This window comes from Xanthobacter sp. DMC47 (genome assembly GCF_056313845.1).
This window is the reverse complement of the sequence record NZ_JBQUZM010000001.1, coordinates 2,437,886-2,461,939: the sequence shown is the minus strand read 5'-3', so window position 1 is coordinate 2,461,939 and position 24,054 is coordinate 2,437,886. Positions and strand designations below refer to the sequence as shown.

At 69.5% G+C, this 24,054-nt stretch carries 24 protein-coding genes; 10 read left to right on the top strand and 14 right to left on the bottom strand.

Features of this window, described 5'->3' with window-relative positions; all coding sequences use genetic code 11:
• Positions 1-75: 75 nt before the first annotated feature.
• The 3 genes from ACT54R_RS11370 to ACT54R_RS11360 form a co-directional block, all read right to left on the bottom strand.
• Entirely contained in the window at positions 76-393 is a 318-nt protein-coding gene (locus ACT54R_RS11370; RefSeq protein ID WP_029556370.1) for an AzlD family protein, read from the bottom strand.
• Positions 383-1,093, bottom strand: coding sequence for an AzlC family ABC transporter permease (locus ACT54R_RS11365; protein WP_476326273.1), 711 nt, complete (start codon positions 1,091-1,093; stop codon positions 383-385). The genes ACT54R_RS11370 and ACT54R_RS11365 overlap by 11 nt, the downstream gene beginning before the upstream one ends.
• Positions 1,094-1,196: 103 nt before the next feature.
• A complete protein-coding gene (locus ACT54R_RS11360) occupies positions 1,197-2,144 on the bottom strand; it encodes a LysR family transcriptional regulator (RefSeq protein ID WP_476326271.1) in 948 nt (315 codons plus the stop codon).
• 153 nt (positions 2,145-2,297) lie between these two features.
• On the opposite strand from ACT54R_RS11360, the gene ACT54R_RS11355 reads away from it, so the two are divergent.
• From ACT54R_RS11355 to ACT54R_RS11310, 10 genes are all read left to right on the top strand, one after another.
• Positions 2,298-3,806: an FAD-linked oxidase C-terminal domain-containing protein gene (locus ACT54R_RS11355; protein WP_476326269.1), complete on the top strand. Its 1,509-nt coding sequence runs from the start codon at positions 2,298-2,300 to the stop codon at positions 3,804-3,806.
• Between the two features lie 32 nt (positions 3,807-3,838).
• A complete protein-coding gene (glcE, locus tag ACT54R_RS11350; RefSeq protein ID WP_476326267.1) occupies positions 3,839-5,050 on the top strand; it encodes a glycolate oxidase subunit GlcE in 1,212 nt (403 codons plus the stop codon).
• Positions 5,051-5,101: 51 nt separating this feature from the next.
• Positions 5,102-6,421, top strand: a complete 1,320-nt coding sequence (gene glcF / locus ACT54R_RS11345; RefSeq protein WP_476326265.1) for a glycolate oxidase subunit GlcF — start codon at positions 5,102-5,104, stop codon at positions 6,419-6,421.
• A gap of 146 nt (positions 6,422-6,567) precedes the next feature.
• On the top strand, positions 6,568-7,203 hold the full coding sequence (gene thiE, locus ACT54R_RS11340; RefSeq protein ID WP_476326263.1) for a thiamine phosphate synthase: 636 nt from the start codon (positions 6,568-6,570) through the stop codon (positions 7,201-7,203).
• 98 nt (positions 7,204-7,301) lie between these two features.
• A complete protein-coding gene (gene aceB, locus ACT54R_RS11335) occupies positions 7,302-8,912 on the top strand; it encodes a malate synthase A (protein ID WP_476326261.1) in 1,611 nt (536 codons plus the stop codon).
• 530 nt (positions 8,913-9,442) lie between these two features.
• Positions 9,443-10,345 (top strand): NAD(P)-dependent methylenetetrahydromethanopterin dehydrogenase, encoded by a 903-nt coding sequence (locus ACT54R_RS11330; protein ID WP_476326259.1) that lies wholly within the window; start codon positions 9,443-9,445, stop codon positions 10,343-10,345.
• A gap of 89 nt (positions 10,346-10,434) precedes the next feature.
• A complete protein-coding gene (mch, locus tag ACT54R_RS11325) occupies positions 10,435-11,445 on the top strand; it encodes a methenyltetrahydromethanopterin cyclohydrolase (protein ID WP_476326257.1) in 1,011 nt (336 codons plus the stop codon).
• Between the two features lies 1 nt (position 11,446).
• The gene (locus ACT54R_RS11320; protein WP_476326255.1) at positions 11,447-12,343 is read left to right on the top strand and encodes a RimK family alpha-L-glutamate ligase; all 897 of its coding nucleotides are present in this window, start codon (positions 11,447-11,449) and stop codon (positions 12,341-12,343) included.
• An 18-nt stretch (positions 12,344-12,361) separates the two neighbouring features.
• Positions 12,362-13,312, top strand: a complete 951-nt coding sequence (locus ACT54R_RS11315) for an ATP-grasp domain-containing protein (protein WP_476326253.1) — start codon at positions 12,362-12,364, stop codon at positions 13,310-13,312.
• The gene (locus ACT54R_RS11310) at positions 13,309-14,328 is read left to right on the top strand and encodes a hydantoinase/oxoprolinase family protein (protein WP_476326251.1); all 1,020 of its coding nucleotides are present in this window, start codon (positions 13,309-13,311) and stop codon (positions 14,326-14,328) included. The genes ACT54R_RS11315 and ACT54R_RS11310 overlap by 4 nt, the downstream gene beginning before the upstream one ends.
• A gap of 12 nt (positions 14,329-14,340) precedes the next feature.
• Here the strand turns inward: ACT54R_RS11310 and ACT54R_RS11305 are convergent, their stop codons facing one another.
• The 11 genes from ACT54R_RS11305 to pqqB all read right to left on the bottom strand — a co-directional run bounded on the left by ACT54R_RS11305 (position 14,341) and on the right by pqqB (position 24,028).
• Positions 14,341-14,733 carry a c-type cytochrome gene (locus ACT54R_RS11305; RefSeq protein ID WP_168458708.1) on the bottom strand — a complete coding sequence of 131 codons (393 nt, stop codon included), beginning with the start codon at positions 14,731-14,733 and terminating at the stop codon, positions 14,341-14,343.
• Positions 14,734-14,773: 40 nt separating this feature from the next.
• Positions 14,774-15,580, bottom strand: a complete 807-nt coding sequence (locus ACT54R_RS11300; protein ID WP_476326249.1) for a formylmethanofuran dehydrogenase subunit C — start codon at positions 15,578-15,580, stop codon at positions 14,774-14,776.
• Complete coding sequence (fhcD, locus tag ACT54R_RS11295) at positions 15,577-16,527, bottom strand: formylmethanofuran--tetrahydromethanopterin N-formyltransferase (protein ID WP_476326247.1); 951 nt, start codon at positions 16,525-16,527, stop codon at positions 15,577-15,579. The genes ACT54R_RS11300 and fhcD overlap by 4 nt, the downstream gene beginning before the upstream one ends.
• Positions 16,524-18,173: a formylmethanofuran dehydrogenase subunit A gene (locus ACT54R_RS11290; protein WP_476326245.1), complete on the bottom strand. Its 1,650-nt coding sequence runs from the start codon at positions 18,171-18,173 to the stop codon at positions 16,524-16,526. Before ACT54R_RS11290 ends, fhcD begins: the two co-directional genes overlap by 4 nt.
• On the bottom strand, positions 18,170-19,483 hold the full coding sequence (locus ACT54R_RS11285; RefSeq protein ID WP_476326243.1) for a formylmethanofuran dehydrogenase: 1,314 nt from the start codon (positions 19,481-19,483) through the stop codon (positions 18,170-18,172). The genes ACT54R_RS11290 and ACT54R_RS11285 overlap by 4 nt, the downstream gene beginning before the upstream one ends.
• 322 nt (positions 19,484-19,805) lie before the next feature.
• Positions 19,806-20,159 (bottom strand): hypothetical protein, encoded by a 354-nt coding sequence (locus tag ACT54R_RS11280; protein WP_476326241.1) that lies wholly within the window; start codon positions 20,157-20,159, stop codon positions 19,806-19,808.
• On the bottom strand, positions 20,140-20,859 hold the full coding sequence (locus ACT54R_RS11275) for a hypothetical protein (protein ID WP_476326239.1): 720 nt from the start codon (positions 20,857-20,859) through the stop codon (positions 20,140-20,142). Before ACT54R_RS11275 ends, ACT54R_RS11280 begins: the two co-directional genes overlap by 20 nt.
• Positions 20,856-22,037, bottom strand: a complete 1,182-nt coding sequence (gene pqqE, locus ACT54R_RS11270) for a pyrroloquinoline quinone biosynthesis protein PqqE (RefSeq protein WP_476326237.1) — start codon at positions 22,035-22,037, stop codon at positions 20,856-20,858. Before pqqE ends, ACT54R_RS11275 begins: the two co-directional genes overlap by 4 nt.
• Positions 22,034-22,309, bottom strand: coding sequence for a pyrroloquinoline quinone biosynthesis peptide chaperone PqqD (gene pqqD / locus ACT54R_RS11265; RefSeq protein WP_476326235.1), 276 nt, complete (start codon positions 22,307-22,309; stop codon positions 22,034-22,036). The genes pqqE and pqqD overlap by 4 nt, the downstream gene beginning before the upstream one ends.
• A gap of 1 nt (position 22,310) precedes the next feature.
• Positions 22,311-23,132, bottom strand: coding sequence for a pyrroloquinoline-quinone synthase PqqC (gene pqqC, locus ACT54R_RS11260; RefSeq protein WP_476326233.1), 822 nt, complete (start codon positions 23,130-23,132; stop codon positions 22,311-22,313).
• Positions 23,129-24,028: a pyrroloquinoline quinone biosynthesis protein PqqB gene (pqqB, locus tag ACT54R_RS11255; protein ID WP_476326231.1), complete on the bottom strand. Its 900-nt coding sequence runs from the start codon at positions 24,026-24,028 to the stop codon at positions 23,129-23,131. The genes pqqC and pqqB overlap by 4 nt, the downstream gene beginning before the upstream one ends.
• Between the last annotated feature and the right edge of the window lie 26 nt (positions 24,029-24,054).

The following is a 24,054-nucleotide window of genomic DNA, read 5'->3' as shown; positions in this document are numbered from 1 at the left end:
ACGTCTCAGATGGGACCGGCGGGCCGGGGAGGACGGCTACAAGGGCTGGGAGGGTGGACCAGATCCGCCGCCGACCTATCCCCAGAACGCCCTGATGCCGGCCGCCACCGCCATGGCGACGACCACGGCAAGGAGGTCGCTGCGGGTCAGGCGGGTGACGACGAGGGCGGCGGCGAGGCCGCCCAGCATGCCCATGTCGCCCTTCACCGCGCCCTGAACGGCGCCGGGGACCAGCAGCGCCACCAGCACCGCGCCGGGCAGGCAGTCGAGCACCCGCCGCACGCGCGGCGTTACGGGCACCAGCCGCATGAGCCAGAAGCCACCGGCGCGGTTGAAGGCGGTGGCCGCCGCCATCACCAGGATGGCGGTGAGGGTGCCGGCATCAACGGTCATCGTCGGTGAATCCGCCTGCGAGCGCGCCCGCGACGGCGCCGATCACGATGAACCACCAGCCCGGCAGCACGAACGACACGGCGGTGGAAACCGCCGCCGCCACACCCCAGCCCACCGCCTCGCGCTTGCCCTTCCAGTTGGGGAGCAGCATGGCGATGAAGAAGGCCGGCACCACGAGATCGATGCCCACCGCCTTCGGATCGGGAATGCCGCCGCCCACCAGATGGCCGGCGGCGGTGGCCAGCACCCAAACCACCCAGGTGATGAGGCCGGAGCCGACGAAATAGCCCACGTCGCTGCCGCCCTCGGCGCGGTAGCGCAGCGCGGCGGCCCAGTTGTTGTCGGCCATCATCATCAGCGCCGGATAGGACTTCCACGCCGGCAGGGTGCCGAGCCACGGCCGCAGCGAGGCGCCCATCAGCACGTGGCGCATGTTCACCGTGAGGGTGAGGAAGCCGAGCGCCAGCAGGGAGCCGGCGGTCCAGTGCTGGGTCCAGCCTTCCAGCGCGACCATCTGGGCCAGGCCCGCGAACACCAGCGCCGAGGAGAGCGTCGCCTCCAGCAGGGTGAAGCTCTTCTGGATGGAGGCGGCGCCGAAGGCCATGCCGAAGGCGGCGATGCCCGGCATCAGCGGCAGCATGGCGCGCGCGCCCTCCGCCATGCCGGCGAGGGTCAGTGGAACAGGAGGGGGCTTCGTCATCTGGAGCGGGGCAATCAACAGTCACGTCGCGGGAATACCGCTCTTATGAACGCGCCCGTCGGAAAGGCCAACCCGATTTCCCCTTTTTGGTGCCCCCTTCCCCTCAGCCTGTCGGCTCCGGCTCGAACAGGCGCGAGAGGCCTTCGTCCCAGGGCGGGATGCCGCCGTGGCCCTGGCCGTAGAGGGCGGCAAGGTGATCGATGAAGACGCGCACCTTCTGCGGCAGGAAGCGGCGGGAGGGGTAGACCGCGAACAGGCCCACCCGGTGGGAGGCGCGCCAGCGCGGCAGCACCACCTTCAGCGCGCCGGAGCGCAGTTCCGGCCCCACGTCCCAGGTGGATCGCAGCGCGATGCCCACCGAGGCGAGCACCGCCTCGCGCACCACCTCGTTGGAATTGGTCCGCAGCTGGGAATGCACGCGCAACGTCACCGGCCCGTCCGGCCCCTCCAGCTTCCACGGGTCCTGCCCGTGGGTGGCGATGAGGATGTGGGAGGCGAGTTCGGAAATGTGCTTGGGCTCACCGGCGCGGGCGAGATATTCCGGCGTCGCGCACAGCACCCGGTGGACCGGCGCGAGGCGGCGAGCGACGAGGCTGGAATCGTCGAGGTCAGCGATGCGCACTGCCACGTCGAAGCCCTCGCCCACGATGTCCACGAACGAATCCGACAGTTCGAGGTCGATGGTGAGGTCGGGGTTCGCCTCCATCAGCGGCAGCAGGTTGGGGGCGATGTGAAGCCGGCCGAAGGAGGTGGGCGCCGACACCCGAAGCAGGCCGCGCGCCTCGGTGGACTTGCGGGCGAGCTGGCTTTCCGCCTCCTCGATGGAGGCGAGGATGGTCACGACCCGCTCGTAGAAGCCCTGTCCCGCCTCGGTGAGGGCCACCTTGCGGGTGGTACGCTGGAACAGCCGGGCGCCCAGCCGCTCCTCCAGCCGCTGCACGCGCTTCGACACCACCGGCGGGGACAGCCCCATCTCCCGCCCGGCGGCGGAGAGGCTGCCGGCGGTGACGATGCGCGCGAAGATTTCAAGGTCGCCCAGATTGCCGATCATCGATCGACGCTCCTCCTGGCCGGGGAATCGGACCGGCCGATTGTTTTCTCTTCAGCCGCCGACTTTATCCGTCAGGGAAAGAATGGGCGACGTTTTTTCCCTAATGAACCGATTATAGTTCCTCCAACAAGAACGGCTCAAAGGGACGCCGACATGACGGGAACCACTCCGGGCCTCAGGCTGCCGGAAGCGGATGCTCGGGTGCTCGCCCGACGGGAGGAGATCATCGCCGCGCTCCGGGCCATCGTGCCCGGCGAGGGCGTCATTTCCCATGAACGGGAGATGCGGCCCTACGAATCCGACGCGGTCACCGCCTATCGCCAATTGCCCCTCGTGGTGGTGCTGCCGTCGACCACCGAGCAAGTCGCTGCGGTCCTTAAATACTGTTACGAGAACGAGATTCGCGTGGTGCCGCGCGGCTCGGGCACCTCACTCTCGGGCGGCTCGCTGCCGCTTCAGGATGCCGTGCTGCTCGGCATGGGCAAGTTCAACCGCATCCTCGACATCGACACCGCCAACCGCGCCGCCGTCGTACAGCCGGGGGTCACCAACCTAGGCATCTCCAAGGCGGTGGACCACCTCGGCTTCTATTACGCCCCCGATCCCTCCTCGCAGATCGCCTGCTCCATCGGCGGCAATGTGGGCGAGAATTCCGGCGGCGTGCATTGCCTCAAATACGGCCTCACCACCAACAACGTGCTGGGCGTCGAGATGGTGCTCATCACCGGCGAGATCGTGCGCCTCGGCGGCAAGCACCTCGATGCCGGCGGGCTCGACCTTCTCTCCGTCATCATCGGCTCCGAGGGGCTGCTGGGGGTGGTGACGGAAGTCACGGTGCGCCTCCTCAAGAAGCCGGACACGGCGCGGGCGGTGCTGGTGGGCTTTCCCACCTCCGAGGATGCCGGCGAGTGCGTCGCGCGGATCATCGGCGGCGGCATCATCCCGGCCGCCATCGAGATGATGGACCGCGACGCCATCGCCGCCGCCGAGGCCTTCGTGAACGTGGGTTATCCGCTGGATGTGGAAGCCCTGCTCATCGTCGAGCTGGACGGGCCGGAGGCGGAATGCGCCCACCTTCTGGAAGAGGTGACGCGCATTGCCGAGGCCTGCAATTCGGTCACCCTGCGCGTCTCCACCAGCGAGGCGGAGCGCCTCGGCTTCTGGGCCGGGCGCAAGGCCGCCTTCCCGGCGGTGGGGCGCCTCTCGCCCGATTATCTGTGCATGGACGGCACCATTCCGCGCCGCCAGTTGCCCTATGTGCTCTCGCGGATGCGCGAACTCTCCGCGCAATACGATCTGCGCGTCGCCAACGTGTTCCATGCGGGCGACGGCAATCTCCACCCTCTCATCCTCTATGACGCGAACGCGCCGGGACAGCTCCACGCGGCGGAAAGCTTCGGCGCCGACATCCTGCGGCTGTGCGTGGAGGTGGGCGGCGTGCTCACCGGCGAGCATGGCGTGGGCGTGGAGAAGCGCGACCTCATGCCGACCATGTTCAACGAGGTCGATCTCGCCCAGCAGCTGCGGCTGAAGTGCGCCTTCGACGACAAGAGCCTGCTCAACCCCGGCAAGGTGTTCCCGACCCTGCACCGCTGCGCCGAGATGGGCCGCATGCATGTGTCGGGCGGCGCGCTGCCCTTCCCGGACCTGCCGCGCTTCTGAGCGCGCGCCTCCCCCTATCCGAGGCCCAGAACATGAGCGACATCATCGCAGCGCGCGACGAGCAGGAGGTCGCGGAGGCGGTCCGCACCGCCCTCGGCGCCGGCAAGACGCTGGAGGTGCGCGGCCACGGCTCGCAGCAGGCCCTCGGCCGGCCGAGCCAGACCGACCTCACCCTCGACCTTTCCGCTTTGTCCGGCGTCACCCTCTACGAGCCGGAGGAGCTGGTGCTCTCCGCCCGCGCCGGCACGCCCCGCGCGGACATCGAGGAGATGGTGGCGGCGCGCGGGCAGATGCTCGCCTTCGAGCCCATGGACACCGGCCCCCTGCTCGGCGGCACGGCGGGGCGGGGGACGATCGGCGGCATGTTCGCTGTGAATTTCGCCGGTCCTCGCCGCATCAGCCACGGGGCGGTGCGCGACCACGCCCTTGGCCTCAAGGGCGTGTCGGGACGCGGCGAGCCGTTCAAGTCCGGCGGGCGGGTGGTGAAGAACGTCACCGGCTACGATCTGCCCCGCCTGATGGCCGGCGCCTTCGGCACGCTTTGCGTCGCCACCGAAATTACGCTCAAGGTGCTGCCGCGCCCGCCCATGGAAGAGACGGTGATCGCGCGCGTTGGCTCTCCCGGCGAGGCGGCGGCGGCGCTGTCGGCCGCCATGGGCTCCTCCTGCGAGGTGTCCGGCGCCGCCTTCCTGCCCGAAGGCGTGGCGGGCCGCCTGCCGGGCCTCAACGGCTCGCCGGCGCTGGTCGCCCTGCGCATGGAAGGCGTCGCGCCCTCCGTCTCGGCGCGGCGCGCCATGCTCTTGAAGGTGCTCGCCGGCATCGGCCCGGCCGAGGTGCTGGAAACCGAGACCTCCCGCCCCCTGTGGCAGGCGGTGCGCGACGTGATCCCCTTCGCCGGCTCGGGCGAGCGGGCAGTGTGGCGCCTCTCCACCCAGCCCAAGGCGGGGCCGGAGCTGGCGGCGAAGCTGGCCGCCGACCTCGGCGGCGAGGCCTATTGCGACTGGGCCGGCGGCCTCATCTGGCTCTGCCTGCCGGGAGAAGCCTCCCACGCCGATCAGGTGCGCGCGGCCCTTGCCCTGCATGGCGGCCACGCCACCCTCATCCGCGCCAGCGCGGCCGAGCGCGCCCGCACGGCGGTGTTCCAGCCCCTCGACGGGGCGCTGGCGGCACTGACCAAACGGGTGAAGGAGAGCTTCGACCCCGGCCTGGTGCTCAACCCCGGCCGCATGCATGCGGGGATGTGAGATGGCCCGCACCCTTGTCCTTTCGTTCCTCCGTCACGGCTGAGCGCGTCCATGCAGACCCATTTCTCCCTCGCCCAGCTCGCCGATCCGCACGTGGAGGCGGCCAATTCCATCCTGCGCAAGTGCGTGCATTGCGGCTTCTGCACCGCCACCTGCCCCACCTATGTGCTTCTGGGAGATGAGCTCGATAGCCCGCGCGGGCGCATCTACCTCATCAAGGACATGCTGGAGAACGACCGGCCGGCGACGCAGGAGGAGGTCAAGCACATCGACCGCTGCCTCTCCTGCCTCTCCTGCATGTCCACCTGCCCCTCCGGCGTGAACTACATGCATCTCGTGGACACCGCCCGCGTCCATATCGAGAAGACCTATTCCCGCCCCGCCCCCGACCGGATGATCCGCGAAGTGCTGGCGAAGGTGCTGCCCTATCCCGACCGCTTCCGCCTCGCCCTCATGGGGGCGCTCGCCGGCAAGCCGTTCGCCGGGCTGTTCGCCAAGGTGCCGGCGCTGAAGCCGCTCGCCGCCATGCTGCGCCTCGCCCCCGGCCTGCCCCATGGCCGCGCGGCGGACGACAAGGGCGGCGTCCATCCCGCCCATGGCACCCGCCGGGCGCGGGTGGCGCTGCTGAAGGGCTGCGCCCAGCCGGTGCTGAACCCGGGCATCGACGAAGCCGCCATCCGCCTCCTCACCCGGCAGGGCGTGGACGTGGTGCGGGTGAAGGGCGAAGGCTGCTGCGGCGCCCTCGTCCATCACATGGGCCGGGAAGAGGAGGCGCTGGCCTTCGCCCGCAACAATGTGGACGTGTGGATCCGGGAGATGGAGACCGAGGGGCTCGACGCCATTCTCGTCACCACCTCGGGCTGCGGCACGCCCATCAAGGATTACGGCTACATGCTGCGCCTCGACCCCGCCTATGCGGAGAAGGCGGCGCGGGTCTCGGCCATCACCCGCGACATCAGCGAGTTCCTGCCCACCCTCGATTTGCCCAAGGCCGAGACGCCGCGCGGCCTGCGCGTCGCCTATCACTCCGCCTGCTCGCTCCAGCACGGGCAGAAGGTGAAGACGCCACCCATGGACCTCCTGCGCCGCGTCGGCTTCGAGGTGGTGGAGCCGTTCGACCCGCATCTGTGCTGCGGCTCGGCCGGCACCTACAACATGCTCCAGAGCGACATTGCCGGGCAGCTCAGGGACCGCAAAGTGGCGACGCTGGAGGCGCTGGTCCCGGACGTGATCGCCGCCGGCAATATCGGCTGCATGACGCAGATCGGCTCCGGCACCGGCATTCCCATCGTCCACACGGTGGAGCTGCTGGACTGGGCGACCGGCGGTCCCGCCCCCGCCGCTTTGGCGGGACGGGCGAAAGCGGCCTGAGGATTGTTGCCAAAACGGCAAAGACCCATGTGCGATGCGGTCAATAGACCTTCGTCGCATGCGACGTTTCGCACCGAAACGCATTGAGCTAAGGGAACGGGGCGGCTTACGCTGCGCCGCAGCACGCCCGCACCCATGAGCACCTGATGCCCCGTCCCTTCGACCTGACCCTCTATCTCGTCACCGACCCGCGCCTCGTTGCCGAGCGCGGCCTGCTGGCGACCGTCGAGGCGGCGGTGAAGGGCGGTGCCACCATCGTACAGCTGCGCGATCCCGACGCCCATGGCCGCGCGCTGGTGGAGCAGGCCCGCGCGCTGAAGGCGCTTCTGGCTCCGCTCGCCATCCCGCTCATCATCAACGACCGGGTGGATGTGGCGGTGGCGGCGGATGCCGATGGCGTGCACCTCGGCCAGGACGATATGACCCCCGCCGACGCCCGCGCCCTTCTGGGGCCGGAGCGCATCCTCGGTCTCTCCGTGGGCAATCCGGCGGAATTCGCCGCCTCCAACATCGGCGTCGTGGATTATCTCGGCGTCGGCCCGGTGAAGGCCACTGGTACCAAGAAGGACGCCGGCGCCGCCATCGGCGCGTCCGGTGTCACGGCGGTGCGGGCGCTCACCCGCCTGCCCATCGTCGGCATCGGCGGCATCGACGGCACGCTCGCCGCCGAGGTCATCCGCGCCGGAGCGGACGGGGTGGCGGTGGTGTCCGCCATCTGCGCCGCCCCCGATCCCGAACTTGCTGCGCGCGCGCTTCTTTCGGCCGTCACGGCCGCGCGCTGACGCATTCCATCCCGCTCCGGGGCTGCCACGGCCTCGGGACGGTTCCCGCCTGCGGCGACGCCACGCGCTTCAGGCTTCACACGAGGAGACCCGACATCATGTCGTCCCCTGCCCTGAAGACTGCCCCGGCCGCGGGTATCGAAATCGCCGGCGCGCTCGGCCCCCGCTTCGACGAAATCCTGACCCCCGAGGCGCTGGCCTTCGTTGCCGACCTGCATCGCGCCTTCAACCCCACCCGCAAGGCCCTGCTGGCCCGCCGCGCCGAGCGGCAGGTGAAGTTCGACGCCGGCGAGCTGCCCGACTTCCTGCCCGAGACGAAGGCTGTCCGTGACGGCGACTGGACCATCGCCGACCTGCCCGCCGACCTTCTCGACCGCCGCGTCGAGATCACCGGGCCGGTGGACCGCAAGATGATCGTCAACGCGCTGAACTCCGGCGCCAAGGTGTTCATGGCGGACTTCGAGGATGCCTCCTCCCCGGTGTGGGAGAACATGATCGAGGGCCAGATCAATTTGAAGGACCGCTGGGCCGGCGCCATCGACTTCGTCGACGCCAACAACGGCAAGTCCTACAAGCTCGGCGCCAATCCGGCCGTGCTCATCATCCGCCCGCGCGGCTGGCACCTGCCGGAAGCCCATGTGCTGGTGGACGGCGAGGAAGTCTCCGGATCGCTGTTCGACTTCGGCCTCTACGTCTTCCACAACGCCAAGGCGGCGCTGGCGCAGGGCTCCGGCCCCTATTTCTATCTGCCGAAGACCGAGAGCCATCTCGAAGCCCGGCTATGGAACGAGGTGTTCGTCGCCGCCCAGAAGGCGCTCGGCCTGCCGGTGGGCACCATCAAGGCCACCGTCCTCATCGAGACGCTGCCCGCGGTGTTCGAGATGGACGAGATCCTGTTCGAGATGAAGGACCACATCGCCGGCCTCAATCTCGGCCGCTGGGACTACATCTTCTCCTTCATCAAGCGCCTCGGGAAGAACGACCGCTTCCTCACCCCCGACCGCAGCCGCATGGTGATGAGCGAGGCCTTCCTGAAGGCCTACGGCATCCTCCTCGTGCGCACCTGCCACCGCCGCAACGCCTTCGCCATGGGCGGCATGGCCGCGCAGATCCCGGTGAAGGGCGATGCGGAAGCCAATGCCGCGGCCTTCGCCAAGGTGAAGGCGGACAAGGAGCGCGAGGCCAATTCCGGCTGCGACGGCACCTGGGTGGCCCATCCGGACCTCGTGCCGGTGGCCATGGAAGTGTTCAACCGTCTGATGCCCGCCGCCAACCAGCGCGACGCCAAGCCCAGCGACGTTCCGGTGGGCCGCGACGACCTGCTGGAAGTGCATCAGGGCACCCGCTCGGAAGCCGGCCTGCGCGAGAACATCCGCGTCGGCGTGCAGTATATCGAGGCGTGGCTGCGCGGCCGCGGCGCGGTGCCGCTCTACAACCTCATGGAGGATGCGGCCACCGCCGAGATCAGCCGCGCCCAGGTGTGGCAGTGGATCCACCTCGGCGCGACGCTGGACGATGGCCGGCCGGTGACGCCCGAGCTGTTCCGCGACCTGCTGGACGACGAGATGTCGAACCTGCGCTCGGTGCTCGGCCCGGACGTCTACGACGCCGGCCGCTTCCCCGAGGCCATCAAGCTGTTCTCCGACATGACGCTGGCCGACAGCTTCGAGGAATTCCTCACGCTGCCCGCCTACCGCCTGATCGCGTGATCGGCTGAGGGTGCCCTCCGCGCCCAGAGGCTTAAGCAGGCCTCCCCACCTACCCCAACGTCATGCCCGGCCTTGTGCCGGGCATCCACGTCGGGCCGACGGGACGATCACCGCCGTCATCGCCCGCCTCGTGCGGGCGATCCACTTCGCGGCCAGAGGCGTGCCGGGAGAGACGTACAGCCGGACGAGCTGCGGGGTGGATCCCCCGGACGAGCCGGGGGATGACCGCCCACGCAATGGTTCTGTCTCCGCTGGCCGCCCCTGCGGCCGCATGTCCCTTTTCGGCGCCCATCGCAGCGCAGCGTCGCGCAAGCCGCCGCACCGCGCCTTCCCGCGCAAAACCCGTCCCGCATCGCAGCAACGATTCCTGCCACGCGGGAAACGGCAGGGCTTGCGCCGGAAGTCCACATGATTAAACAATCCCCCCATTGACTTGCGTGCGGGGAAACAACCGCGGCGTTCCTTGAGCTTCCTCTGAAGCTTAGGGGCGAAGCCACCCGCTTATGTTTCCCTTGGCACGGAGCTGACCCATGGCGGAATCCGCCTCTATTCCCCCCATCCTCCACATCGTCACGCCGCTCGCGCATGTGAGCCCGTTCGACGTGAACATGGCGGCCGACGCCGGCTATCTCACCATCGCGCAATATTCGCGGGTGAAGCTGGAGGAGGTCCGCGACCTGACGCAGGACATGATGTTCTCGCGTGCCCCGCAGGCGGCGCCGCGCACCGGCCTGTTCATCGGCGGCAAGGATGCGGCGCTGGCCTTCGACATGGCGGCCGAGGCGAAGGCCTCCATCTTCCCGCCCTTCGAGATTTCCATCTTCCCCGATCCGGCCGGCTCCTTCACCACCGCTGCCGCCATGATCGCCAAGGTGGAGCAGGCGCTGGTGAAGGTCCGTCCGGACGGCCTCAAGGGCGCGAAGGTGCAGATCTACGGCGCCACCGGCGTGGTCGGCTCGGTGGCGGCGGTGATCGCCGCCAATGCCGGGGCCGATGTGACCCTCGTCAGCCATCGCGAGGTCGCTGCGGTGGAAGAGAAGGCCAAGGACATCAAGACCCGCTTCGGCCTCGACGTCTCCTGCACCGCCGCCGTCACGGATGCGGACAAGGCGGCGCTGGTGCCCTCCGCCGAGGTCATCCTCGCCACCGGAAAGGCGGGCGTGCAGATCCTCAACGAGGCCCACCTTCAGGCCGCGAAGAACCTCATCGTGGCGGCAGACGTGAACGCCGTGCCCCCCGCCGGCATCGCCGGCATCGGCGCCCACGATGCGGCGGCGCAATTGCCCCACGGCATCGGCATCGGCGCGCTCGCCATCGGCAATCTCAAGTATGCGGTCCAGCACACCCTGCTCAAGCGCATGTGCGAGACCACGACCCCGCTCTTCATCGACCTTCCGGTGGTGTTCGAGCTGGCGAGAACCCTGGACGCCTGAGCCATGCGCACGATCCTTTCTTCTCCCCGCCGGCTCCGCGCCTGCTGCGCGGGGACCGCCGCCGTTTGCCCCGCGCGAGAGGTGCGGCCATGACCTCATCCCAGAGCACCCCATCGCAAGCCCTCACCGCTGACCCCGCCCCCCTTCCCGGCGGCATCAGCCTCGCCCATCAGGTCGCGCCCCTCGTGGAGGCGCTGGTGGCCGACGCCACGCAGCTGCGGCTCGCCGTGTCCACCGGTCCGCTCGGCTGCCGCATCGTCGATGCCGGCATTTCCGTGCCCGGCTCGCTGGAGGCGGGACGCCGCATCGCCGAGATCTGCCTCGGCGGCCTTGGCAAGGTGGCCCTCGTGCCCGGCGGGCGCTTCTCGCCCTTCGACACGCTGGTGAGCGTCACCACCACCGATCCCGTCACCGCGTGCCTCGCCAGCCAGTATGCCGGCTGGAGCCTGTCGCACGGCGACTTCTTCGCGCTGGGCTCCGGCCCCGGCCGGGCCATGGCGGCGGTGGAGCCGCTGTTCGCGGAACTGGGCTGCCGCGACCATGGCGATCATGTCGCCCTGGTGCTGGAGACCGGCGTAACTCCGCCCGCCGAGGTGGTGCAGGAAGTGGCGAGCCGCTGCGGCGTCGCGCCCACGGCCGTCACCTTCATCCTCACCCCCACCTCGTCGCTCGCCGGCACGGTGCAGATCGTCGCCCGTGTGCTGGAGGTGGCGCTGCACAAGGCGCACGCGCTCCACTTCCCGCTGGAGCACATCGTCGACGGCATCGGCTCCGCCCCCGTGGCGCCGCCCTCGCCGGATTTCCTCACCGCCATGGGCCGCACCAACGATGCGGTGCTCTATGGCGGCGACGTGCAGCTCTTCGTGCGCGGATCGTCCGAGGCCGCGCAGGACCTCGCCAAGCGCCTGCCGTCGCTGGCCTCCCGCGACTATGGCCGGCCCTTCGCCGAGATTTTCGCGGGCTATGACTGCGACTTCTACAAGGTGGACCCGCTGCTGTTCTCGCCGGCCCGCGTCACCGTGACGGCCATGGAGCAGGGCACGAGCTTCACCGCCGGTGGCTTCGACGCCAACCTCATCGCCCGCTCCTTCGGGGTGTGAGGTGGCCGGCTTCGTGATCTTTGCCGAGCGGGTGGACTGGCACACCCGCTCGCTGGTGGCTGCCCTGAAGGCGCGGGGGGTGAAGCCCCGCATCGTCTCCCTGCGCGCCTGCGGCTTCGCCGTGGGCGAGACGGCACACGGCCTGCTGCTCCCCGGCTTCGGCGACGATCTGCCGGACGCCTGCTTCGTGCGCTCGGTGCCCGCCGGCACGCTGGAGCAGGTCACCCACCGGCTCGGCGTCCTGCACGCCCTCGCCGCTTTGGGGGTGCGGGTGATGAACGATGCCCGCGCCATCGAGCGCTGCGTGGACAAGAGCGCCACCACCTTCCTCCTCGCCCATGCCGGCCTGCCGACCCCGCGCACCCTCGTGCTGGAAGACGCCGCCACCGCCCGCATGCTGGTCGATTCCGCACCCGGCGACAGCGTGCTGAAGCCGCTGTTCGGCGCGCAGGGTCGGGGGCTGGAGCGCATTCGCCCCAAGGGCGCGCTGCCTGAGCCGGAGGCGGTGGGCGGGGTCTATTATCTGCAGGATTTCGTGGCCGCCCCGGCGCAGGGCGGGCCGGACGCGATTCACGAGGATTTCCGCGTGTTCGTGGTGGGCGGCCGGGCCGAGGCGGCCATGGCACGCCGCGCCAAGGGCTGGATCACCAACATCCACCAGGGCGCCACCGGCGCCGAGGTGGCGGCCGAGGGGCTTCTGGCGGATTATGCGGTACGCGCCGCGGCCGCCGTGGGCGCGACCTATGCCGGCGTCGATCTCATCCGCGATGCGGAGGGGCGGCTGAAGGTGCTGGAGGTGAATTCCATGCCCGCCTGGCACGGCCTGTTCGACGCCACCGGCCGCAACATGGCCGAGCCGCTGGCCGCCTGCCTCGTGGGCGAGCGGGTGAGCGCCTGAGCGGCGCCGGAGATCCTCATGCGCGTTCTGGTGCTGGAATATGTGACCGCGGGCGGGATGCGGCGCGAGACGCTGCCGCCGAGCCTCGCCGCCGAGGCCGCGCTGATCCGCGACGCCATGCTGGCCGATCTCGCCGCGCTGCCCTCCCCGCCGGACATCCTCACGACCTGCGACGAGCGCCTGCCCCTGGCGGGTGCGATCCCCGTGGGGCTCGACACCAGCGCCTGGGTGCTGTGGCGCCAGCTGGCGGACGACGCGGATTTGATTTGGCCGGTGGCGCCCGAGACCGGCGGCATCCTCGCCGATCTGGTGCGCATGCTGGCGGCCAGCGGCAAGCCGGTGCTCGCCTCCACCCCCGAGGCCATCCTCATCGCTACCAGCAAGCTGGAAACCGCCCGCCGCCTGGCATTGGCCGGCGTGACGCACATCCCGACCTATCCTCTGGCCGACGCGCCCGAGATTCCCGGCCCCCGCATCACCAAGCCCGACGACGGCGCCGGCTGCGACGCCACCTTCCTCTGGCCCGCCGGCGTACCCGCTGCGCCGGACGAGACGGCGGGCGTGGTGATCCAGCCTTATGTGGCGGGGGAGGCGGCGAGCCTCACCGTTTTGGTCGTAGCCGGCGAAGCCCGCCTGCTCTGCGTGAACCGCCAGCACATCGCCGTGCGCGACGGCCGCCTCGCCCTCTCCGGCCTCACCGTGGGCGCGCATGCAGACGACGGCCGGCTGGCCGAACTGGCCCGGCAGGTGGTCGCCGCCTGCCCCGGTCTCGAGGGCTTCATCGGCATCGACCTCATCCTGACCGAGGCGGGACCGGTGGTGGTGGAGATCAACCCTCGCCTCACCACAGCCTATGCCGGCCTCGGGCGCGCGCTGGGCCGCAACCCCGCCACCCTCCTCCCCGTCTTCCCCGCGACGGGGGGAGCAGCGGCGGTGCCTCCGACGACCGTGGAGCTCGCCCTCGCATGAGCGACCTCCTCATCGGGTGGGACGTGGGCGGCGCCCACCTCAAGCGGGCGGTCCTGGAACCGGATGGCACGCTGGTATCCGTCCACCTGGCGCCCTGCGCCCTGTGGCAGGGACTCGACCGGCTGCGGACGGCGATGGCGGCCATGCCTCCCGCCTCGGGTCACTCGGTGGTGACCATGACCGGGGAACTCGTCGACCTGTGGCCTGACAGGGCAACCGGCGTCATCGATATCGCCACCGAACTGGGGGTGCTACTGGGGCCTGACACCCGCATTTATGCGGGCCGAGCCGGGTTTGTCAGCCTGTCCGAGGCCCATCTGAATACCGCTGACATCGCGTCCGCCAACTGGCACGCCACGGCGGCCGCGCTGGCGGCCATCGCGGGCGACGGCATCCTCGCCGACATCGGGTCGACCACCACCGACCTCATTCCATTTGCCGGCTCGCAACTTTGCTTTCGCGGCTATTCGGATGCTGCCCGGCTGGAAGCGGCGGAGCTGGTCTATTCCGGAGCGGCTCGCACGCCGGTAATGGCGCTGGCGCAGGCGCTGCCCTTTCGCGGGCGAATGGTGCCGCTCATGGCGGAGTATTTCGCCACCACGGCCGACGTGCATCGGCTGACCGGCGAGCTGCCCGATGGAGCCGATCTCCACCCTGCGGCCGATGGCGGCGAAAAGACCTGCGAAGCCAGTGCGCGCAGGCTTTTGCGCATGGTGGGACGGGATCTCGGACCCGCGACGATGGAGGAGGCGAAGGCCCTGGCGGCGGCCGCCGCGGAGGTGCAGATGCACCATCTCCACATGGCCCTGGCGAAAATCGTATCCGCCGGCGGCGTCGCCCCGGACGCGCCGCTGATCGGCGCAGGGGTGGGCCGATTCCTGGTGGGCCGGCTGGCCCAGAGGGTGGGGCGCCCCTACCGCCACGCCGGCCTGCTGCTGGCAGGCGACACCCGCCTCGCGGGGCTTGCCGCCGATTGCGCCCCGGCCGTGGCCGTGGCGCGCCTCGCATTCAATTAGCCGGCTATCGCATCACTTGCTGCCGTCGGGCTTGAACTGGGCGAGATAGGCGATGAGATCGGCGCGCTCCTGCTCGCTCTTGACCCCCGCAAACGCCATTTTCCCCTTCGGCGCCAGATGCTTGGGATTCTCGATATAGTCGTTCAAGGTGGCGTCGTCCCACACCTTTCCGGCAGCGGCGCCGTCCTTGATGTCCTGGGAATAGGCATAGCCCTCGAAATGGGCCCACTTGGCGCCGACGATGCCATTCAGCGGAGGCCCAACCTTCACCTTGGCATCGGGGCCAATGGCATGGCAGGCCATACATTTCTTGAAAACAGTCTCGCCCTTGGCCACGTCCGGATCGGCATAGGCCGAGCCCGTGGCGGCGGCGAGCAGGACGGCGGAAACGAACAGCGCGCGCATCAGGCGTTCCTCTCTGGTTTTAAGTTGATTATTTGCCGGCTTAGGTCAGGACGAGAATCTCACCCTCACCGCCGGCCAGCCGATTGCCCACCAGACGCACCGCGCGCCCGGACAGACGCCCCCCGAACAGTGCCGCCAGTTCCGGCACCCGCCGGGCCAGCAGCTTCAAGGCGATGAAATCCTGCGGCCCCGCCTCCGCAAATCCCGGCGCCAACGCCTCCGGTGCTGTGGACACAAGGATGGAGCCGCGTTTCATGCCACGTCCGGCACCGGGGCCCAGCCGTCCCGCCACGGCAAGTGTGCCGGCTAAGAGACCATCCGCCGCGCCCGCGCCGGCATCGCCGCCCACCAGGATCAGCCCGCCGCGCAACCGCGCCCCGAGGCCTTCCCCGACCGTCCCGCCAATGGAGACCACGCCGCCGCGCATGCCCTGCCGCTCGCCCGGCCTCGGTCCGCCCACATGGTTGCCGGCATTGCCGAAAACCTCGATCCGGCCGCCGGTCAGGCCAGCCGCCAGTGCGTCGCCCGCATCGCCGGTTATGACGAGCCGCCCACCGCTCATGCCCGCCCCAGCGGCGACGCCGACGCTGCCCTCCACGCGCACCTCGCCCGTGGCAAGGCCGGCGCCCACGAAATCGAGCCGCGCGTCGCCGGTGATGACGACGGCTTCGTCCGTTCCGGCAGCGACCTCAAACAGATCGCCGATCCGGGCGACGCCCGCGCCGAAGGGAACGGTGCGAGCGGCCACATCCGCTGCGCTCGCGCCTTCAAACGCCCCGGGAAGAAGGCTCGATGCGTCCACCCGCGCGGTGAGAGGAGCCTTCAATGTCAGGCGGAAGCCACTCATCGTCCCGCCTCCTGCGCCGTGCCGGCAACCGGCGCCATCAGTTGATGCAGCTTGAAATGGAAGGGCCCGAGGTTGCCGCCGTAATTGCCGGCATCCACCGCCACCACCCCGCCGGCGGCCCCGAGACCGCAGACTGCCGTGATGCCCGCGCGCATGCTCTCCGCCACCTCGCCCTCGCTGAGACCGTCGATGACGATCTCGAGCACGCTCTCGACATCAGCCGGCAAAGCCGTCTTGGCGATGCCCCGCAGCGTCGGGCAGTAGGCGTCATTGGAAGAGGCAATCAGGCCAGCATATTTGGAGCCGACCTTGGAGCCAGAGCGCACCACACCGCCCGGGAAGGGCATGATGGCGCCGCGCACTTGCCCCATGGCCGCCACCGCGGCCTCCGCCGCGGCCAGCGCCGCCGGGCGCGAGCGGGCGAGAATAAGGAAGTTGCCGCCGCCCACCGCAGCGGTGGTGGAGCCAACAATCTCGTCGCAGACGAACTCGCCTTCCATCACCGGGATGCGCCAAATCCTGCTGCCGCCGAGGTTTTTTGACATCTGGTGGCCGTCGCCGAAATAGCGCAGCGCTTTTCCGAGCGCGACCGCCGAGCCGCCCTCAAGACCGGAGTAGAGCGCGGAGGTGGGCGAGGTGAGCACGCATTGCCCGGCCCGGAGCGGCACGATCTTCTTCAGGTCCTTGAGGGACATGGCGAAGATGAGCACGGCATAGCCCGGACGCCCGTCCGGCGTCTCGGCGGCGGGAATTTCCCGCTCGATAGCCGCCTCACAACCGCAACCGATGACCGAGGTCGCGAACCCGGTGAGGCTCGCCGCCGCGGTATGTGCCCAGCGCGGCGTATCGGCGGTGATGATGAGCCGGGTTCCCGCCATGGGAAACGCCTCGGCAAAGCTGTCGCGGATCTCGACGCCGTTGATGATGAGGGAGGCTGGTGCGCTCACGGCTTCAGCTCCACGATCTCGGGGCCCTGGCCGCCGCGGATTTCGCTGTCGGCGATCTGGTAATGGCTGGATTTGAGGCCCACCGCCTCGTCAAACCAGCGCTCCAGCCTCTTGTCCATCAAGGGGTCGGACGGGGGATGCACCGCATAGGTGCGCCCTTCGGTGAGGGCAACGATCTCGCCGTTCACCACCACCACCTCACCATCCTTCATCACGAGGCGCGGGTGGGCGAACATGGCCTCGCGGTCGGCTTGGTCCTCGTAAAGCACCACATCCGCCCGGGCGCCGGGGCCGAGATGGCCACGGTCCTTAAGGCCCAGGGTCCGCGCGGGCGCGGCGCGGGTGACGACGGCGATCTCCTCGAGGGTGTACTCGCGGGAGATGCTTTCGAGCCGGGTATGGGCCCGCGCTGCCTTGTGGATCTGCCGCAGGTGATGGTCGCGGAACGGCTTGTCCATCAACAGGCGGATGAGGTGCGGGTAGGAGGTGAAGGGACCGCCATTGGGGTGGTCCGTGGTGAGATAGACCCGCCAGGGATCCTCGATGAGCAGGAACAACTCCAGCCCGATGGCCCATTGCAGCGCGTTGACGAAGGACGTGTCGCGATAGTTGAACGGCACCACCCCGCAAGCCGCGTCCATCTCGATGTCCATGCCGATCCACTTCTTGGGATCGGCGATGGAGTGGTTGCGGTATTGCGACATGAGGTCGGCCGAGGCGGTCACCGTCTGGCCGAACATGATCTGCCCCACGTCCACCGAGATATGCGGCATGGCGTTCACCGCCTCCGCGATCTCGGCCGCGCCGGAGGAGAAGTGCCGGTCGCCCTCGGTGCCGTAGGAATGGAACTGGATGTGGGTGAGGTGGAGGGGGAAGCCCTCCGTCGCGCCCATAGTGGCGAGCGTGGTCTTCACGTTGCCGGGAATGCCGAGGTTGCAGCCATGCAGGTGGATCGGGTGGGGCACGCCCAGCTCCGTCACCGCCCGCTGCAGCGTGTTGAGAATGCGCCGCGGCGTGAGGCCGTAGAAGGGCCCGGCCTCGTCCAGATCGAGATTGCGGCCGTTGAACTTGAAGGCGTTGATGCCGCCGGGATTGACGATCTTGATGGCGCAGCTCTGGGTCGCCTTGAGCATCCAGGCGACGTAATCGTTCACCGCCTGCTGGCCTTCTCCCTGGGCGATCAGCCGCAGCAGGAAGTCGTCGTTGCCGAGCACCAGGAAGCCGCCGGTGTCGATGTTCGGGATGTCCGCCATCTCGAGATGCGCGTGGCGGGCGTTGGCGCCCACCACGGCCGGCTCGAACACCGCCGTGTAGCCCATCTGCGAATAGCGGCAGCCCGTGGCGTGGGTGGTCGGCGCCGCGCGCCCGCCGCCGCAGCCGCAGAAATCGCCGAACGGCTCGGGGAAGAGGGCGCGGTCCTCGTTCATGAGGAGGCGGCCAAGGTTGACCTTGCCGCCCGCGATGTGGCTGTGCAGGTCGATGCCGCCGGCGAGCACGATGCAGCCGGAGGCGTTCACCATCTCCTCGCTGCCGCCCGGCCCCGGATCGGCGACGATGCGGCCGTCCTCGACCACCACGTCACGCACCTGGTCGATGACGCCGTTGGCGGGATCGAAGACCCGCCCGCCGGTGACGCGCGTTCTCATGCGCTCCTCCCGAGATGGGCGAGGATGGCGGAGGCCGCCTCGGCGACACTGGGAAGCTCGGCGGGGCGCAGCCCCTGGAGCGGCAGGCAGACGACGGAATCCATGCGGAAGACATGCCCCGGATGATCGACGCCGGGGGTGCCGACGGGGATGAACACGTCCGGCTCGCGGGCAAACGACGTGTCGGGATGGGCGAGGACGATGATCGGGCCGGCGCTGAAGTCCGGCGGCGGATCGGGCCTGAAAGCGCTCGTGTGGAGCAGAAGGTCTGCGTCCTTCAAGGCGGCAGCCGTGGCGTAGAGGTCGGGCGCATGGCGGGACGTGCCGGCGCCGATCACGGTGCGCAGGGGATAGCCGAAGCGCCACAAAGCGAGCTGGTGGGCGCCGGTCACGTTGTCGCGTCCGCCCAGCGGCAACACCGCGGCGCGGGTGGTCGGCGACAGCAGGTCCACGGCTTCGGCGGCAGCGCCGGCGACAGCGGCCGCATCCGAAGCGGGCAGGGTCGCGGCATTCCAGGTGAAGACGCTGTAGCGCGCTGCGCGCAGCAGGTCCGCGAGTTCGGCCAGCGAGGCGCCGGCCGTGCCCGGCAGCACCTGCAGGGCGCCGATATCGCGGCCCGCCAAAGCCGACGCCAGCATCGCGGCGGCGGTCGCGACCTGTTCGGGCGGCAGGACGATTTCGCTCAGCTCATGGCCGGCGAGAACCTTGCGGGAGGCCTCCGAGAACGGCGCACCGATCATCACCACGCGCCGGCCGGATGGCGCGAACAGGGGCGCGGCGTCGCCGCCCTCGCCGTTGCGCACGGGCATGATGCGCTCGAACAGGCGGCCGAAGCTCTGGGCGGGATCGTCGCCGAACACCACCAGCAGATCGCAGCGGTTCCTCACCTCGGCGAGCGTCGCCGCGATCCAGCCCCGACGGGCGAGGCGATCGAGATTGGCGAAAAGCCCACCCGACGCGGAATGGTCGATGCTCGCGCCCGTCGCCATGGCGATATCGTAGAGCCGCCGGTGCCCTTCGAGATCGGCCCCGAGGCCGGAGAAGACGGAAGAGCGCGCGACCTTCAGATGGCCGGCCGCCGCTGCGGCCGCCTCGGCAAGGCTCGCGGGCGTGCCATTGATGCGGGGAGGAGGCGGAGGCGCATCGCCGCGGGCCAGCAGACGGGCGGCATCGGCGCAGGCCTTGCGCGGCGTCACCACACGGCCGGCGACGGCCACCTCGATGTCGTCGCAGCCCAGGCCGCAAAAGCCGCACACCACGTCGCGCACGATGCGGGAGGCACCGGCTTCGGTCGTTTCACCCGATGACATGAGACTCACCCCTGCGCGGAAGAGAGGCCGCGCGGCAAGGCCGGCAGACAAAGGGCGCGCGGCGGCGCGGAGCCGGCTCCGGAACGTGGGACAATTGGGGAGAGAATAGAACTCAAGCGGTAACTGGCCATGGCTTTGCCTTGGGATTGACGGACCCAATCAAGACGCCGCGGCGGTTGCCCGCTTGTCGTTGCAGTGCGCTTCGGAAAAATCCGTGCGCCATGCGTCTGTTCTTGGCGGGGAAGCTAACACAGCGAAGCGGGGCCGAAAACCCGTCACATGTGCGGCGCCTGCGAGAATGATTTGTGCGACGCGAAATGCTCTACTTGAAACAGGTGATTTCAGCTTCCGCCTGCGCCCGGCGAAGCTCCGCAATCGTGTCGTCGTATTGAGGTGTATTGCGGAAGATGTTCGCCGCCTGCCCCACGCCTTGCCGCATGGAGAGGATCGTCTCCGCCGCGACATAGTGATCATAGGGCAGGATCGAGGCGAGGGTGTCCACGGAGCAGGAACACCGCGCCATGGTCTCCCGGGTCTGGCCGTTGGCCGCCATGCAGCCGAACACGTAATCGACCCGCGCGGAGGTGGGATAGTCGTTGTCGCTGGCCGTCGCCGCCACCGCCGCCCCGCCGAGGGCAAGCAGCACGGCGCCGGCCTCAATGGCTCGTCGGATCATAGGCGATGCTCTCCTCCCACAGGGTGCCGCCCGGCGCGTCGGCCTTGATGGCCATGCGCACGATCTGGCCCGGCACGTCCGGCGACACTTCGAACGAATAGGCGAGGGTATCGAGCCCCCGCATCCGCACCGCATTGGGATCGCCCTTGAACGGCGTCACCGTGACGCGCCACCCCTTCACCGTCTGCCCGCCCACGGTGAGGTCTGCAGCGGCGACCGTAGCCGCGTCGCGCAGCGCGGTGCGGATCGCGGTCTTGAAATAGCGCGGATTGCCCTTGAGCCGGCCGGACAGGTCCCCGAGGTGATTCTCAAGGAACAGCAGCAGCATGGGGTTGGTGGTCACGCCCTCGAACGGGCCGGCGGCGTGGTGGCGCTCGGGCGTGAAGAAATCGACCTTCACGTCACGGGCATCGCCCCCGCTCGCGCTCGCCTCGATCATCAGCACCACGCGATCCTCGAAGCTGGCGCCGAGTTCAGGGTCGGCCACCTTGCGGGCATATCGATAGGTCAGCGTCTGGCCCGGCTTGGTATTGGCCAGCTGCGGATCCTCGAACAGCAGCGTCGCCGCATCGGGAGCGGCCTGCTGGGAGGCGGCCTGCGCCTCGGCCCCGCTCGCCGCCTGGGGCATGACGAGGGCGCCGCCGGAGAACAGGGCCGCCATGAGGACGAGCCAGAGGCCCAACGCGCGACGCAGGCTCACGATGCGGCTCCTTCGGACGCCTTTTCCGGCGCTCCGCCGATGGTGCGATAGAGATAGTCCGGCGCGACCGCGGCAGCCTCCTCCGTCGCCAGCGCCTCGACGCGGGCGTGGAAGGGCGAGAGCGAGCAGGCGGGGTCGGTCGCCGCCGCGTCCCCCGCCAGCGCCATGGCCTGGCAGCGGCAGCCGCCGAAATCCATGTCGCGCCGGTCGCAGCTGCGGCACGGCTCGCGCATCCAGTCGGTGCCGCGGAAGGCGTTGAAGGCCGGCGAAGACCGCCAGATGTCCCCCAGCGCGCGATCGCGAACGGACCAGAATTCGAGGTTCGGGATGCTCTCCGCCGCATGGCAGGGCAGCACCCGGCCCGTGGGGGTGACATTCAGCGTGCGCCGCCCCCAGCCGCCGGAACAGGGCTTGGGATAGCGGGCGTAATAATCCGGGATCACCATGTCGATGACGAGGATGCCCTCAAGGCGCCGCCGCGCCTCCTCGACCAGCGCCACCGAGCGATCCACGTCCGGCCGCGCCGGCATCAGCGCGGCCCGATTCACATAGGCCCAGCCATAATACTGGGTGTGCGCCACCTCCAGCCGGCGGGCCTTCAGCGCCACGGCGAGGGCGATGATGTCCTCCACCTCGTGGATGTTGCCGCGATGGATGACGGCATTGAGCGTCAGCGGCAGACCGAGGTCCGTGACCTTGCGGGCGAATTCCAGCTTTGCCGCATGGCCGCCCTTGTAGCCGCCGATGCGGTCGCCGGTCTCGGCGCTCGCGCCCTGCACGGAAAGCTGCACATGGTCGAGCCCGGCCTCCGACAGCGCGTCGATCATGCCCGAGGCGCGGCCGATGCCGGAGGTGATGAGATTGGTGTAGAGCCCCTCCGCCGCGCAGTGGGCGGTCAGCTCCACGAGGTCCGGGCGCGCGGTCGGTTCGCCGCCGGAGAGGTGGACATGGAGGATGCCCAGCGCCGCCGCCTCGCTCAGCACCCGCTTCCACGTGGCGGTGTCGAGTTCCGCCTCGCGGCGCTCCAGCTCCAGTGGGTTCGAGCAATAGGGGCAGCGCAGCGGGCAGCGGTGGGTCAGCTCGGCGAGGATGCCGATGGGATGGCCGACCGGAGGCGCCGCCGCCGGGCGGGGGGCCTCGCGCACAGCGGCGCGGATATCGCTCGCGATCTCGCTCATATCTCGATCACCCGGCGCGCGATGAGGCCACCGATCATGTCCTTGACGTCATCGGCAATGACTTCGCGCTGCTCATCGTAGCGGGCGGCCAGGGCGTCCACGATCTCCGCGCAGGTGCGCTTCCCGTCCACCAGCTCAAGAACGGCGGCGGCGGTCTCGTCGATGTCGAACGCCCGCTCCGGCGCCAGAAGCACATGACGGGACCGCACCTGATCGTATTTGAGCTTCACGCCGCGGGGCAGGCGCGGAACGTCGGTTTCCTCGGCGCGCATCTCATTCCCCAACGATGGCAACGCCCGGCCGCCACGCGCCCGGCGCGGGCCAGCCCGGCGCCACATAGGCGAGATAGAGCGCGTCGAGCTGCGCCCACAGCACCTCGGTCTTGAAGGTGAGGGCGCGGATCACGGCGCGTTGCTCGGCGGCCGTGCGGGCGTGCTCCTTCACGTATTCGAGGGCGAAGTCCGCATCCTTCGGCGCCTGGTCGAGGCGGCGGCGGAAATAGGCGACGACTTTCTCGTTGATGAAGTCGTAGTGCTCCAGCATCCCCGAGATGCGCTCGGCATGGATGCCCGGCGCGAACAGCTCGGTGAGCGAGGAGGCGACCGCCTCCAGCAGCGTGTTCTCGGCGACGAAGCGCACGTAGGCCTCCACCGCGAACTTGGTGGCCGGCAGCGCGCCTTCCTTGGAGACCACGTAATCGCGGTCGAGGCCGAGGCCGTCAGTCAGCACCAGCCAGCGCTCGATGCCGCCCGAATCCTCGCCGAAGCCGTCATGGTCGGTGATGCGGTGCAGCCATTCCCGACGCAGTTCGCGGTCGTCGCAGCGGGCCATCAGAGCCGCGTCCTTGCGGGGGATGGCGGACTGGTAGCAGTAGCGGTTGAGTGCCCAGGCGCGCACCTGATCCCGGTTCAGCCGGCCGGAATGCAGCAGCTTATGGAAGGGATGGAGGTTGTGATAGCGCGTCGCGCCCACCGCGCGCAGCGCCGCCTCCAGACCGGCGGGCGACAAAGGCTCCTGCGGCGACGGCAGTGGCGGGAAATCGGCGGGAAGGTCGGCAGCTTCGGCCAGCACCCGGACGGCGGCTTGCGCGCTCATAGGGAGAACTCCATTCCGTCCCGGGCGACCGTCCAGCCAGCCGCTTCCACGGCGCGGTGCTCCTCGGAGCCATCGATCAGCGCGGGATTGGTGTTGTTGATATGGATGAACACCCGGCGCGCTACCGGCAGGTCGGCAAGAAGCGCCACCGTGCCGTCCGCGCCGGACATGGACAGGTGCCCCATGCGGGCGCCCGTCTTGGTGCCGATCCCGGCCGTGATCATCTCGTCGTCGCGATAGAGCGTGCCGTCGAAGAACAGCAGGTCGGCGCCTGAGATGCGCCGGCGTAGGGCGTCGGTGACCGCGGCGCAGCCAGGCACGTAGACGAGGCGGCTGCCGGCGGACGTGATGGTCACACCCACGGTGGAGCCGGTCTCCTCGCCGATGACGAGGGAGGCGTCCTCGCGCCAGAGCGGCACCTTGCCGGGCACGGTGAAGAATTCCATGGTCAGCCCCGGAACCGGCGAGAACGGGACTTCGAACGAAACCGGCTCCCGGCGCACCAGCGCCTTGGACACCACGTCGAAGACCTGATTCTGCTCGATGAGCGCGAGCGTGTCGGCCGTGCCGTACACCTCGAACGCCTGCTGCTCCCGCAGCGTCAGCAAACCGGCTATGTGGTCCACGTCACCATTGGTGAGGACGACGGCGCGAATGGGGCTGTCGCGGCCACCCACCCGGGGCTGAAGCGCCCGGGTCGCGGCGATCTGGGCCCGAAGATCGGGCGAAGCGTTCAGGAGCACCCACGAGGCGCCGTCCTCCGAGACGGCGATGCTCGACTGGGTTCGGGGCGTGACCCGTGGATCACCCGTCCATGCCAGTTGGCACACCGGACAGCGGCAGTTCCACTGGGGAACGCCGCCGCCGGCCGCTGAACCGAGAACGATCACCTGCATGACGCGACGGACGCTCCTGCCTAATC

What these genes read in the sequence shown, in the direction of transcription:
- ACT54R_RS11370 (WP_029556370.1), bottom strand. Translation starts at nt 393, where the DNA reads ATGACCGTTGATGCCGGCACCCTCACCGCCATCCTGGTGATGGCGGCG.
- ACT54R_RS11365 (WP_476326273.1), bottom strand. Translation starts at nt 1,093, where the DNA reads ATGACGAAGCCCCCTCCTGTTCCACTGACCCTCGCCGGCATGGCGGAG.
- ACT54R_RS11360 (WP_476326271.1), bottom strand. Translation starts at nt 2,144, where the DNA reads ATGATCGGCAATCTGGGCGACCTTGAAATCTTCGCGCGCATCGTCACC.
- ACT54R_RS11355 (WP_476326269.1), top strand. Translation starts at nt 2,298, where the DNA reads ATGACGGGAACCACTCCGGGCCTCAGGCTGCCGGAAGCGGATGCTCGG.
- glcE (WP_476326267.1), top strand. Translation starts at nt 3,839, where the DNA reads ATGAGCGACATCATCGCAGCGCGCGACGAGCAGGAGGTCGCGGAGGCG.
- glcF (WP_476326265.1), top strand. Translation starts at nt 5,102, where the DNA reads ATGCAGACCCATTTCTCCCTCGCCCAGCTCGCCGATCCGCACGTGGAG.
- thiE (WP_476326263.1), top strand. Translation starts at nt 6,568, where the DNA reads ATGCCCCGTCCCTTCGACCTGACCCTCTATCTCGTCACCGACCCGCGC.
- aceB (WP_476326261.1), top strand. Translation starts at nt 7,302, where the DNA reads ATGTCGTCCCCTGCCCTGAAGACTGCCCCGGCCGCGGGTATCGAAATC.
- ACT54R_RS11330 (WP_476326259.1), top strand. Translation starts at nt 9,443, where the DNA reads ATGGCGGAATCCGCCTCTATTCCCCCCATCCTCCACATCGTCACGCCG.
- mch (WP_476326257.1), top strand. Translation starts at nt 10,435, where the DNA reads ATGACCTCATCCCAGAGCACCCCATCGCAAGCCCTCACCGCTGACCCC.
- ACT54R_RS11315 (WP_476326253.1), top strand. Translation starts at nt 12,362, where the DNA reads ATGCGCGTTCTGGTGCTGGAATATGTGACCGCGGGCGGGATGCGGCGC.
- ACT54R_RS11310 (WP_476326251.1), top strand. Translation starts at nt 13,309, where the DNA reads ATGAGCGACCTCCTCATCGGGTGGGACGTGGGCGGCGCCCACCTCAAG.
- ACT54R_RS11305 (WP_168458708.1), bottom strand. Translation starts at nt 14,733, where the DNA reads ATGCGCGCGCTGTTCGTTTCCGCCGTCCTGCTCGCCGCCGCCACGGGC.
- ACT54R_RS11300 (WP_476326249.1), bottom strand. Translation starts at nt 15,580, where the DNA reads ATGAGTGGCTTCCGCCTGACATTGAAGGCTCCTCTCACCGCGCGGGTG.
- ACT54R_RS11290 (WP_476326245.1), bottom strand. Translation starts at nt 18,173, where the DNA reads ATGAGAACGCGCGTCACCGGCGGGCGGGTCTTCGATCCCGCCAACGGC.
- ACT54R_RS11285 (WP_476326243.1), bottom strand. Translation starts at nt 19,483, where the DNA reads ATGTCATCGGGTGAAACGACCGAAGCCGGTGCCTCCCGCATCGTGCGC.
- ACT54R_RS11280 (WP_476326241.1), bottom strand. Translation starts at nt 20,159, where the DNA reads ATGATCCGACGAGCCATTGAGGCCGGCGCCGTGCTGCTTGCCCTCGGC.
- pqqE (WP_476326237.1), bottom strand. Translation starts at nt 22,037, where the DNA reads ATGAGCGAGATCGCGAGCGATATCCGCGCCGCTGTGCGCGAGGCCCCC.
- pqqD (WP_476326235.1), bottom strand. Translation starts at nt 22,309, where the DNA reads ATGCGCGCCGAGGAAACCGACGTTCCGCGCCTGCCCCGCGGCGTGAAG.
- pqqC (WP_476326233.1), bottom strand. Translation starts at nt 23,132, where the DNA reads ATGAGCGCGCAAGCCGCCGTCCGGGTGCTGGCCGAAGCTGCCGACCTT.
- pqqB (WP_476326231.1), bottom strand. Translation starts at nt 24,028, where the DNA reads ATGCAGGTGATCGTTCTCGGTTCAGCGGCCGGCGGCGGCGTTCCCCAG.